This window comes from Paracoccus sp. IB05 (genome assembly GCF_016405985.1).
GTDB lineage: Bacteria > Pseudomonadota > Alphaproteobacteria > Rhodobacterales > Rhodobacteraceae > Pseudogemmobacter.
In genome coordinates this window covers 1-12,352 of the sequence record NZ_JAEFCF010000015.1, presented here as the reverse complement: position 1 = coordinate 12,352, position 12,352 = coordinate 1, and the positions used below count along the sequence as shown (strand labels likewise).

The 12,352-nt window shown below is 63.7% G+C and carries 7 protein-coding genes; 4 read left to right on the top strand and 3 right to left on the bottom strand.

Going from position 1 to position 12,352, the window contains the following annotated elements; all coding sequences use genetic code 11:
• Positions 1 to 83 precede the first annotated feature (83 nt).
• Both JC607_RS11450 and JC607_RS11445 read left to right on the top strand, forming a co-directional pair.
• Positions 84 to 1,148, top strand: a complete 1,065-nt coding sequence (locus JC607_RS11450; protein WP_198837058.1) for a hypothetical protein — start codon at positions 84 to 86, stop codon at positions 1,146 to 1,148.
• Positions 1,149 to 1,459: 311 nt separating this feature from the next.
• Positions 1,460 to 3,961 (top strand): FAD-dependent oxidoreductase, encoded by a 2,502-nt coding sequence (locus JC607_RS11445; protein WP_198837057.1) that lies wholly within the window; start codon positions 1,460 to 1,462, stop codon positions 3,959 to 3,961.
• Between the two features lie 159 nt (positions 3,962 to 4,120).
• Here the strand turns inward: JC607_RS11445 and JC607_RS11440 are convergent, their stop codons facing one another.
• Both JC607_RS11440 and JC607_RS11435 read right to left on the bottom strand, forming a co-directional pair.
• On the bottom strand, positions 4,121 to 4,930 hold the full coding sequence (locus JC607_RS11440; protein WP_198837143.1) for a GH25 family lysozyme: 810 nt from the start codon (positions 4,928 to 4,930) through the stop codon (positions 4,121 to 4,123).
• Positions 4,931 to 4,996: 66 nt separating this feature from the next.
• A complete protein-coding gene (locus JC607_RS11435; RefSeq protein ID WP_198837056.1) occupies positions 4,997 to 6,076 on the bottom strand; it encodes an FAD-binding oxidoreductase in 1,080 nt (359 codons plus the stop codon).
• Between the two features lie 385 nt (positions 6,077 to 6,461).
• Between JC607_RS11435 and JC607_RS11430 the strand changes: the two genes are divergently transcribed.
• Both JC607_RS11430 and JC607_RS11425 read left to right on the top strand, forming a co-directional pair.
• Complete coding sequence (locus tag JC607_RS11430) at positions 6,462 to 7,982, top strand: hypothetical protein (protein ID WP_198837055.1); 1,521 nt, start codon at positions 6,462 to 6,464, stop codon at positions 7,980 to 7,982.
• A gap of 357 nt (positions 7,983 to 8,339) precedes the next feature.
• Positions 8,340 to 9,482, top strand: a complete 1,143-nt coding sequence (locus JC607_RS11425; RefSeq protein ID WP_198837054.1) for a benzoate/H(+) symporter BenE family transporter — start codon at positions 8,340 to 8,342, stop codon at positions 9,480 to 9,482.
• A 72-nt stretch (positions 9,483 to 9,554) separates the two neighbouring features.
• Here JC607_RS11425 and JC607_RS11420 read toward each other — a convergent pair whose 3' ends face one another.
• Positions 9,555 to 12,176: an ATP-dependent helicase gene (locus JC607_RS11420; protein WP_198837053.1), complete on the bottom strand. Its 2,622-nt coding sequence runs from the start codon at positions 12,174 to 12,176 to the stop codon at positions 9,555 to 9,557.
• Between the last annotated feature and the right edge of the window lie 176 nt (positions 12,177 to 12,352).

Genomic DNA, 12,352 nt, shown 5'->3' with positions numbered 1-12,352 from the left:
GCGCCATTGCCCGAGACCTGCCCGATTTCTGCAATATCCCGGGGTCCGGACGGCATGGTGCCCGATGGCTCTGCAGGTGTGGAATGCGTTTTATCAATATACTGGTCGGTATCATCCTGCCGGCGGCGGCCCTGACCGCCTGGCTGTGGTTTGGCTTTCAGAAGACCAATCAGGCCAATCTGGAGGAGGGGCTCGATCAGGTCACCTTTGACCAATACGTCCTTGCCTGGGCCTCGCACCTTGGCAGCGGCGACAAATCGCACCTGCCCGGCGGGGGGGTGACGACGCTGGCCGATATGTTCCCCGAGGCGCCGGAGGGCTGGACCCGCCGGACAGTATCCAGGGCAGATGGCAAGGCGCTTGCGGTCAAGGGGCTGGACCCGCGCCGCCAGGCCTTGCTGAAAGATGCCGCGATCAAGGACAGTGGCGAGGGCATCGAGCAGGCCAGGGCGGCCTGGGATACGCCCGACGGTGTTCTGGTCGCGGAACTGGTGCGCTATCCCGACACGCTCTTTGCCACGCCCGTCGGGGCAAGCGTGCTGGACCAGAACCGCGCAGCTTTTGGCCTGACCGGCAATCAGCCATTGCTGAACATCGCGGGGCTTGAGATCCGCGAGGCGCAGCTGGCGCCGCAGATCCCGGCCCGCGTGCTGCGCGCCGGGATTGACGGGCAGGTCGTGCTGCGCGTCTCGGCGCCGAAACGGATGTCGGACGAGACTTTGCTGAGCTTTTTCGCCACGCTGAATGTCGCGGCGATGAATGCGCGCCTGGCGGCGCCAATCACGGGGATGGGCGAGGTGAAGGACGGGAAAAAGCGCCTCGCTGTGCTGGTTGCGGGCATGTCTGACGCCCAGCGGGCCTTGCTGGAAGAGGCCGGCGCGGGGTTCAGCACTGATTATGCCCGCATTGCCGCCGCGCGCGAGGCGCTCTGGGCCGGGCTGAGCGAAGCCGATCTCGCTGCGGCTGAGGCCGATCTGGGCGCGGGCGCTGCACCGGAAGAGGCGGTGGCGCTCCGGCGGGGTGTCGGAAAGAATGATCCTGGCCGCAGCAGTTTCAGGACCGGCGGCAAGGGCAGCGGTTTGCAGGATGACTGCAAAAAGGTCGGCGGTCGCAAGACCTGTGGCGTGGCGGCGCCCCAGGCAGAATAAGCGCCTGCCGCCGCCGGCCGGCCTGGCCCGGGCCCGTGTCTTCGATTGCGAAGGCCGCGCGCAGGGACGGGCCGGCCGGCGGATCAATCACCATCCGGGGGCGCCTATGTCATCGCGCCTCCTCCGGGCGCGGGCTGCGCAGTCACGCGTGGCCTGTACCAGGCCCTCGCAAGGGACGGCCCGTAGTCCCGCGAACTGCGCTGATGTCGCTTTTTGACGCTATGGGTCGTGCGGTGCAGCCCTGTCTTCTGCCGCTCTGGCAGTAATGATCCACGATATTCCGCCAAGATCATCCCGCCGGAGAAGCCCAGATGAAAACCCATGTCAAAGCCCTCGTCGTTGGCGGCGGTGCCGTTGGCACTTCGATTGCCTATCACCTGCAAAAGGCCGGCTGGGAGACGATGCTGGTCGAACGTGACGAGCTGACCTCCGGCTCGACCTGGCACGCCGCCGGCCTGCTGCCTTTGTTCAACATGGGCTATGCCACCACCCATATCCATAAATATTCGGTCGATTTCTATAAGGGGCTCGAGGCTGAAACCGGCCTCAATGCCGGGTTCTCGATCTGTGGCAACCTGCGCATGGCGCAGACCGACGCCCGGATGGACGAATATATGCTCTATTCCTCGGTCGCCGAGACCGCAGGCGTTTACCACGAATTCCTGACGCCTTCGCAGATGAAAGAGCGCTGGCCGCTCCTGCGAACCGATGATCTGATCGGCGCGCTCTTCCACCCGCAGGACGGCTATATCAACCCCGCCGATGTGACCCAGGCCATGGCCAAGGGCGCGCGCCAGCTGGGCGTGACGATCGAGCGCAAGATCCAGGTGGATGGCTATCGCTGGACGGGGTCGGAATGGATCGTCTCGGTCACCCGTATGGCGGATGTCGGTGGCAATCTGGTGCCTACGGACGAGAAGTTCGAGATCCATGCCGAGCATGTCGTCACCGCGACCGGCAACCACTCGCAGCGCACCGCGCGCCTTCTGGGCATCAAGATCCCCGCGATCCCGGTCGAGCATCAGTTCATCGTGACCGAGCCCGACCCGGCTCTGGTCGCCTACCGCGCCGCCGGCAATCCCGAGCACCCCGTCCTGCGCGATGCCGATGCGAAATGGTATGTCCGTGAAGAGCGTGGCGGCTGGATCCTCGGCCCCTATGAGAAGGGCTCCCCGGCGCGCTTCCCCTACGGTGTGCCCGACAGCTTCCGCGCCGACCTCTTCCCGCTCGATCTGGAGCGGATCGAGGCGGAATATATGTCGATGATCCACCGGCTGCCCTCGTCGGAAGTTGTTGGTCTGAAAGACGATTTCAACGGCCCGATCTGCTACACGCCCGATGGCAACCCGCTGGTCGGCCCGGCGCCGGGCCTGCGCAATATGTGGCTGGCGGAAGGATTCAGCTTCGGGATCACCGCCGCTGGCGGCACCGGCTATTACCTCGCGCAGATGATGGTGCAGGGTGAGGCCGAGATCGACATGGCGTCCCTTGATCCGAAACGCTACGGGTCCTGGATGACCACCGAATATGCGGTGAAAAAGAATGAGGAATGCTATGAGCATGTCTTCATCCTCCACCACCCGGACGAGGAGCGTGAGGCGGCCCGCCCGCTGCGCACCGCGCCCGCCTATGACCGCCAGCTCGCGCTTGGCGCGCAGATGGGTCAGGTCAATGGCTGGGAACGTCCGAACTATTACGGCCCGCTCGATGCCCCCGCCGATTTCGACCACAATTCCCGCAGCTTCCGCCGCGGCGCCTGGTGGGAATATGCAGAGCGCGAGGCGAAATCCGTGCGCGAGACCTGCGGCATCATCGACGCCTCCGCCTTCACCAAGCACCTCCTGCGGGGCCCGGGCGCGACCGCCTTCCTCGACCATTTCACCTGCAATAAACTGCCGAAGATCGGCCGCATCAATCTGACCTATGCGCTGACCGAAGCCGGCACCACCCGCACCGAATATACCATCGTGCGTCTGGCCGAGGATGAATATTATCTGATCTCGGCCGGGGCCTGGACCGCCTATGACGCTGATTTCCTGCATAAAGCGGCGGAAGACTTCATCGCAGCCGGTGGCGGTCATATCGACATCCATGACATCACCACGCAATGGGGTGTCTTTGCTCTGGCCGGCCCGACCGCGCGCGCTATCCTTAATGAGATCGTCAAAGACGCAAACCCGGAAACTGTGCTTTCGAACAAACGCTTCCCCTGGCTGTCATATCGCGACATCGAGCTCGGCATGTGTCCGGTCCGCGCGATCCGGGTCGCCTATACCGGCGAACTCGGCTGGGAGCTGCATTACCCGATCGAATTTGGCCGCTACCTCTGGGATCTGCTGCTCAAAGCCGGTGAGAAACATGGCCTGACCCCGGTCGGCGCCCGCGCGCAAAACTGGCTGCGCCAGGAAAAGAGTTACCGGGCGTTTGGAACCGAACTTGGCCGCGATGCAACGCCGCTGGAGGCTGCGCTCGACCGTTTTGTCGATCTGGAGAAAGACTTCCGCGGCAAGCAGGCGATGCTCGAGACCGGCGTGCGGGCGAAATGCGTGACCGTGCTGATCGACGGGCCGTCGGATACCGATCCCTGGGGCAAGGAGGCGCTGCTTCTGAATGGCGAGAAAATCGGGCGCCTGACCTCGGGCGGCTGGTCGGTGGTCTTCGGCAAGCAGATCGGCATGGGCTATGTCCGCCCGGACCTGGCCGAGGTCGGCACGAAGCTGAAGGTGAAAATGCTGTTGAAAGAATGGGATGCGGTTGTGGTCGAAGACAGCCCGCATGACCCGGCCAATCTCCGCATCCGCGTCGACGGCTGACCATTGGCCAGCGTCCGGGGCTCTGCCCCGGACCCCGGAGTATTTGGATCAAGAGGAATTCACACGAAAGGCCGGTATCCGCTTTGGGTGCCGGCTTTAATATTTCCTCTTGACCTAAATACTCCGGGGGTGCGGGGGCTGGCCCCCGCCTGGCTCGCGTTACGGCGCGCGTGCCGCCAGCCAGGCGTTCCACTGCGAGGCATTGCCCTCATAGACATTGATGTCGACCGCGCCCTTGATACCGGGGATCAATCCTGTCGAGGTATATTGCCAGAACAGCCAGTGATGCCTGTCATACAGGTCCTGCGGATGTTTCGCGACCGCACGCAGCCAGAAGTCGGCCCCGGTGACCTTCCACATCTGATTGTCTTCGAAAAAGTCGATCGAGGTATAGAGGATCGGCTTTTGCCCGTAATGGCGGGTCAGGATATCGATGAAGATACGCGCGTCTTCGCGGATCACCGCAGGATCACGACGGATGGTGCAGGTCGGCGAGAAAGGGGTCCATTCCATATCGAGGACCGGGGGCAAACCGCCTGCCACTTTCGGTACATTGCGGATGAACCAGCGCGCCTGTTCCTCTGCCGAACGGCAGTGGTAGAAGAAGTGATAGGCGCCACGCCGGACACCGGCGCGACCGGCGCCGCGCCAGTGTTCTTCGAACATCGGATCGACCCGGTCGCCGCCTTCGGTGGCCTTGATGAAGGCGAAATTGACGCCATTGGCGCGGGCGGTCACCCAGTCCACTTCTGTCTGGTAGCGCGCGACGTCGATCCCATGCACGGCATAGCCCTGCGGGGGTTTGCCGCCCCAGCCGGTGACCGGCTTTGCATCGCCGAAATTCGGCGCGGTCACGACATTGGACGCGATTGGGGCGGAGGGCCGCGCGGCGGGGCGGTCTCTGGACCCGGTGCCACCACAGGCGGCGAGGGTCAGGCTCAGGGCGAGTGCGATCAGGATACGGGTCATGGCGCGGATCGTCGCCGATCCGGGCCGGGCTGTCACGGGGTCATTTTGCCGGTGGGCGGGCCTTTCTTACGCAAAGCGCGCGGGGGCGAGCGCGGCGACCAGGTCGGGCGCAAGATCCGGTCTTTGCCCAAGGATCAGCGCGGCCGCGAGCTGGCTGGCCGCCGGGCAGGTCTGGAAACCATAGCCGCCCTGGCCTGCCAGCCAGAAGAACCCCGCCTGCTTTGGTGCAAAGCCGATCACGGGCTGACGGTCGGGCGAAAAGGTCCGCAGCCCCGCCCAGCTTGCGAGGAGCCGCGTTACCGGCCCGGTCACGCAATCCTCATAACGCGCAAGGCCCTCGGCCAGCACCATATCATCGGCCCAGGCATCATGCGGGGCATCAACCGGGTCTTCTTCGGCCGGCGAGACGATCAGCGCGCCGGCATCGGGTTTCATATACCAGGTCTCTTCCGGGCCGAAGACCATCGGCCAGCGGGCCACATCCACCCCCGCAGGCGCCGGGATCCGCGCCATGGAACGGCGCAGCGGCCTGAACCCGAGGGGCGCGATTCCCGCGAGGGCCGCGACCTCATCGACCCAGGCGCCGGCGGCATTGATCAGCACTTGCGCCCGCGCCTCGCCGCCCTGCCAGCTGACATGCCAGCCGCCGCCCTCGCGCCGGATCCCGGTCACCCGCGCCCTGACCCGGATCTGAGCCCCCGCCGTCCGGGCCTCACGGGCGAAATTCTGCAGGAGCAGATCGGTGTCAATATCTTCGGCGGATGTGGAATGCGCCGCGAGGGTGATGCGGTCCGGCCGCAGGATCGGCACCATTGCTCTCGCCTCATGCGGTGAGATCTGCGTCATTTCCATGGCCTGCGCCTCGGCTTTGAACGCGTCTTCCTCACCGGGGCCTGCGACCATAAGAAGACCGCGCGGGGTTAAAATATCCGCCGTCGCACGGAAATGCGGCTCCGAGGCTTTCGACAGCGCCACCACTGCCGGCGGGCCGTAATTCGGCTCGTAAAGCGCGGCCGAGCGGCCCGAGGCGTGATGCGCCAGCTGATCCTCGGCCTCGAGAAGCAGCACCCGCCCGGCGGGGGCCAGCCTGGCAGCCAGCGAGATCCCCGCGATCCCGCCGCCGATGATGATGAAATCCTGGTCCATGCGCTTCCTCCTCGCCCTGACCGGATAAGCCATTGTTTCGCGAGCCTCGCAAGTGGTCCGGAGATGCGCGGTCTGTGGCACAGGACGGGTGGAAATTAACCAGGTCCGCAAAGAGGAGTCCCTGCTTTCAGCGGGGTGGGTTAATCTTTTGTTAATCTTTTGCGATTCGCCGAAGATCTGTGTTTTGAAGACCTGTATTGTCCGGCCAGGGCGGTTGTTGCCCGCCAGTGTCGGTCCTGTCTGCCCTGTTTTGTCTTTTGTGCCCCCTGTAACCAGTTCCGCTCCTGTTGTGAGTATCGTGCCAGTTCCGTCTGTCCTTCCCGCGCAATCCTCGCTGATTGTCCATCTTGGCCCACATAAGACCGGATCCACGGCGATCCAGAATATGCTGAGGCAGAACACCGCGCTTTTGCTGTCGGCGGGGGTTTCCACCCTTGCCGGGCCGCTGCCATCGCAGGCCGGAAAGGCTCTGGCCGCCAAAGATTTCGATGCGGCCAAGGGGCTTCTGACCCGGCTTGACCATGAGATCGGCAAAAGTCCGAGCCCGGTCACCATCCTTTCGCAAGAGGATTTCGCCGGCGATCTGTTCGGCCGCACCAATGCCACGCAGGTCTATCCGACACTGGTGAAAAACATCCGCATCATGTCGCGGATCTTTGCGCGCCACCGGCCGGTTTTCATCTTTTTCCGCCGCGAGGAAAAGGAATGGCTGCGCAGCTGCTATGCTCAGCATCTGCGCTATCACGCCAAATTCTCGCGCTTTGTGGATTTCTCGGCGGCGGTCAGGGATTTCAGCTGGGAAGATCTGACGGCAAAACTGGAAGAGACCTTTCCCGGGACGGTTTTCATCGAAGAGTATCGCCGCGCGCCGGACCATGGGGTGACGCGGCTTTTATCCTATGCCGGGTTCCAGGCGCTGCCACAGGGGTTTGATGGCTCGGCGATGGTGCAGAATCTGTCGCTGCCCGCTGAGACGCTGGCGCGGCTGGAACGGCTCAACCGCTTTGCCGATAATGCCAAACTCCTGCCGGTTTATAAAGAGCGGCTGCTTGCGGCGGATCAGGCCGGGGCATGCGGGGGAGAGGACCCGGCCTGGCCGCCCGCGCCGCCGCCGGATGTGCCGGGGCTTTCCGCCCTTGCCCGCCGGGCGGCGGAGCGGGTGGGGGCGCCGGAGCAGGTCGCCGATATCCTGCCAGGCCCCGACACTGACCTGGCCGCGCTTGGCGCAAGTCAGATGCCCGCCGATGCCGAAATGCCCCAGGTCAGCCGCAGCGATATGCGCGACCAGGCCGATATTCTGCGCTATCATTTCCGCGGTCGCAGCGAACTGGCCTGGACGCTGGGCCTGACGATCTCGTGCCTGCGCCGCGATACCCAGCTGACCGACAAGGCCCGTGATCTTTTCCATCGCATCTGGCGTGAGGAGGGGAAGCATCTCGCGGCGGAGCTCAGCACGCGCTGGCTGATCTCGAGTCTGCAGACCTTCCTCGATCATGGCCGGAACGAGGCGCAGCGCCTGATCGGCGGCATCGGCTATTTCTACGCCAATATGATGAAGATCTATGAGGGCGAGCGCGCCATTGAAGGGCATGAGACCAATGCGGTCTATCCCGGTTCCGAGGCGCAAACAAAAAATGGCTTTCGCGGCATGGACCGCTACAGCCTTGGCGGCACGGATCTTTTGCTCAACACCAATGCTCTGGCGCTGAGCTATGCGGCGGCCGATCCGGTGGCGGGGCTGATCCTTGAAGAGCTGCTTTTGCGGGTGAAGCACAGCCATTCGGTCTTTTCGCGCAATGACCTGAGCCGGGCAGAGCTGGGCATCTCGCAGCCTGGTTTCGCCAATACCTGGACCTTTTTTGACGAGGTGGCGCCGCGCGCATGTGAGGGCGCGCGTGTGCGGTAACGGACCTGGAGGCGGACCTGGCCCTGGGCTGGGCGTGGCAGGCCGCGCGCCGGGATGACAGGCCAGGTGATCGCCGGGTGCCATAACCGGCTCTGACAGTCAGGGATCATTTCCGGATGCAATGGGGGTTATCCGCGAAACCGCTGCGCCTGATCAGCCTCTTGCCTTATTTCGTGCTGGTCCTTGCAGGCGCGGCGGCTGACGGGCCCGGCGGAGAGCCGGCTTGCTGCGAGGCAGGCAGATTGCTAACAACGGCCTGATCCTGAACGGAAAGCGAGCCCCTAAGTGTTGTCTCTGCCCCTGTCCGCGCCGGTTTTGATCCTTGCGATGCGCCGCCGCGCCGCCCGGGGCTGAGCGATGTTTCCCGCAGCCCTTGTCGCCGCGCTGATCGGCTTTGGATCCAGCATCGCAATCGTGCTTTCAGCTGCGACTGCGGTGGGGGCGAGCCCGGCCCAGACCACCAGCTGGATCCTGGCACTCTGTCTCGCAAAGGCGGCGGGTTCGGCCTTTCTGTCCTGGCGATACCGCGTACCGGCGGTGCTGGCCTGGTCGACGCCCGGGGCGGCGCTGATCGCGGCCAGTGCCGGCGTGAACATGGCCGAGGCGGCAGGCGCCTTTATCATCGCGGGCCTTCTGGTGGCATTGACCGGGGTGATCGGGCCGCTGGGGCGGTTGATCCGGGCGATCCCGGACGGAATTGCGGGGGCGATGCTGGCCGGCGTTCTGCTGCCTTTTTCCATGGCAGGGGCAAGGGTTGCGGGCGAGAGCCCGGGTCTTGTGCTGCCGATGGTTGCGGTCTTTGCGCTGGTGCGGCTTTTCAATGCGCCGATGGCGGTGCTGGCGGCCTTGTTCGCGGGGCTCGGTGCGACAGTCATCACCGGAGCGGCGGCCTGGCCGGATCTGACCTTCCACCTGCCGGGCCTTGTTCTTGTCGTACCGGAATTCTCGCCCGGGGTGCTGATCGGCCTCGCAGTGCCGCTCTATCTGGTGAATATGGCCTCACAGAACCTGCCGGGCTTTGCGACGATGCGGGCGTCCGGATACGAGCCGCCGGTCTCGCCCGCGCTTGGGGTGACAGGCGGGCTCTCGGCGCTTGCCGGGCTGTTCGGGGCCCATAGCGTGACGATGGCCGCAATCACGGCTGCGATCTGTATGGGGCCGGATGTGCATTCCGATCCGGCGCGGCGCTGGAAGGTGGGAATCGTCTATGCGGCGATCTGGATCTGCCTCGGTCTGTTCAGCCCGATGATCCTGATGCTGCTCACAGCGCTGCCGGCTGCGGTGATGGTGACGCTGGTGGCGCTGGCGCTGCTGGGGCCACTGACCGGAGCATTGGCGACCGCCTGCGCCGCGCCCGATCAGCGATTCTCGGCCACGCTGACGCTTGCAGTCAGCGCCTCTGGTATGACGGCCTTCGGGATCGGAGCGGCGTTCTGGGGGCTTATGGCCGGCATTACCATCTTCGGGCTGGAAAGGCTGCACGCCGCCCGCCTGAGGTGAGCGCCGATTTCTTCAAAGAAATCGGGCCGGAATTTTGGAAAATTCCGGCGTCGCCCCCGGTTGGGGCCGCGATCAGAAGGGGATTTCATCATCCGCACTGGCGGCGGTCACGAAGCCGGCTTTCACATGTTTCACACCGGCTTTCTCGAATTCGACCTCAAGTGTATCGGCTTCCATATCGAGAATTCTGCCATAGCCGAATTTCTGATTGAACACCCTGTCGCCCACTGAAAAACCGGCAAGAGCCTCCAGATCAATTGTCACCTGGCGGCGCGGCGTGGCCGGGCGCGGGCCGGCATTGCTTTGCAGCCGGCGCCAGCCGGGCGAGTTATAGACATCGGCCCTGGTCGCCCGCGCCTCGATATCCGAACCAAAAGTCCCTCCGGACCCCCCCCCGCCAAAACCGCCACCCGCGGCCGCGCCATAGCCGCCGCCCATCAGTCCGGGCGGCGTCAGCACATCCACATCCGCGACCGGCAGTTCATCGACAAAACGCGAGGCCATCTGGCTTTGCCATTGCCCGTAGACCCGGCGGTTCGAGGCGAAGGAGATATAGCACAGCTCCTCGGCCCGGGTGATGCCGACATAAGCGAGGCGGCGTTCTTCCTCGATGCCTTTCTGACCGGATTCGTCCATGCTGCGCTGGCTGGGGAACAGCCCTTCCTCCCATCCGGGCAGGAAGACCGCTGGGAATTCCAGCCCCTTGGCCCCGTGCAGCGTCATGATCGAGACCTTCTCGGCGGCCTCTTCGCTGTCATTCTCCATCACCAGCGCGACATGTTCCAAAAAGCCCTGAAGGCTGTCGAACTGTTCCAGCGCCTTTACCAGTTCCTTGAGGTTTTCCAGCCGCCCCTCGGCATCCGGGTTCTTATCTTTCTCAGCATTCTGCCACATCGAGATATAACCGGATTCCTCCAGAATGATCTCAGCCAGCCGCACATGGCCCGAAGTGCTTTCGGGCGGGGTATCGGGCAGGAGCGGCTCGATCACCTGATCGGTCGTATCGGGCCGCGTGGTCAGGACCGCCTCATGCCAGCGGTCGATGCCTTCAATGAATTGCCGCAGCTGCCCTGCACCCTTGCCGCCGATGCCACCGGTCGAGACGAGGCTGCGGGCGCCCTCATGCTGGCTCATGCCGATCCGCCGCGCCTCGGCCCTGATGGATGCCGTCGCCTTGTCGCCAAGCCCGCGTTTCGGCAGGTTGACCACGCGCTCAAACGCCAGATCATCCTCGGGCGAGACCGCGAGGCGGAAATAGGCCATCGCATCACGGATCTCCTGGCGCTCGTAAAAGCGCGGGCCACCAATCACGCGGTAAGGCAGGCCGATGGTCAGGAACCGATCCTCGAAGGCGCGCATCTGATGCGAGGCCCGCACCAGGATTGCGGCTTCGTTCAGGCCATAACGTTTCGGCAGAGGATGGTTGTCTCGCCCTTCCGGCGTAAGGCTCTGAGAGCGCATCATATTGATTTCGTGAATATCCCCGTCAGGACTCATGGAACGCTTTCCACCCTTCGAGAGGCGATCCTGTTCTTGTTCCTCTGAAACCGATCTGGTGTTGTTGCGTTTCTTAGCAAAGCGTGATGAGCCATTCGCGAGCGCCTCTAACTGCTCACCGATCGCTCGGGCTTCCTCCTCGCCATCCCAATAGCCAGTCAGCTGGACCTTTACGCCCTCTTCCGCTTCGGTCCAGAGCGTCTTGCCAAGCCGGTTGGCATTGCCCCGGATCACCGCCGAGGCTGCCGCCAGGATATGCGGGGTGGAGCGGTAATTCTGCTCCAGCCGGATCACCTTCGCGCCGGGGAAATCCTTTTCGAATTTCAGGATATTGCCGACCTCGGCGCCGCGCCAGCCATAGATCGACTGGTCATCATCGCCAACACAGCAGATATTCTGGTGGCCCTGGGCCAGCAGCCGCAGCCAGAGATACTGGCAGACATTGGTATCCTGATATTCATCGACGAGGATATATTTAAACCAGCGCTGATACTGCGCCAGAACATCGGGATGCGCGCGGAAGATCGTCACGCAATGCAAGAGCAGGTCGCCGAAATCGCAGGCGTTCAGGGTGCGCAGCCGTTCCTGATACTGGGCGTAGAGTTCGGTGCCTTTGTTGTCATAGGCGCCGGCTTCCGAGGAGGGCACCTTGTCCGGGGTCCAGGCGCGGTTCTTCCAGGTGTCGATCAGCCCGGCCAGCATCCGGGGCGGCCAGCGCTTGTCATCCATATTCGCGGCCTGGATCAGCTGTTTCAAAAGCCTGAGCTGATCATCGGTGTCGAGAATGGTAAAGCTCGGCTTCAGCCCGGCCAGTTCGGCATGGCGGCGCAGGATCTTGACGCTGAGCGAGTGGAATGTGCCCATCCAGGGCATGCCGCTTTCGGATTGATTCATCACCTCGACGCGGGATTTCATCTCGCGCGCGGCTTTGTTGGTGAATGTCACCGCAAGGATCTCATTGCTGCGCGCACGCCCCTCGCGCATCAGATGCACGATTCGCGCCGTCAGCGCCTTGGTCTTGCCGGTGCCGGCCCCCGCTAGCATCAGAACCGGCCCGTCCAGCGTCAGCACAGCCTCAAGCTGCGCCGGGTTCAGCCCGTCGAGATAGGGTTTCGGACGTGCCGCCATGGCCCGCTGCGAAAGCGGGACAGGGGCTGCTGCTGCCTCGAAGGCTTCGTGATCATCCCAAGGGTCCATAAGGTCAAATTTAGCCTGCGTGTTTCGGATGTTCAAGGAATGTTCCGGACGGCCCGGCAAATCAACGCTTTTTGCGCGGGACATTCCGGGGCGGGGGCCAATTGCCGGCATCTTGCCACAAAACCGGCTTTGTTGCGCAAATGCAGCGTAGGATTCACCTCACGAATCCAGTCTGT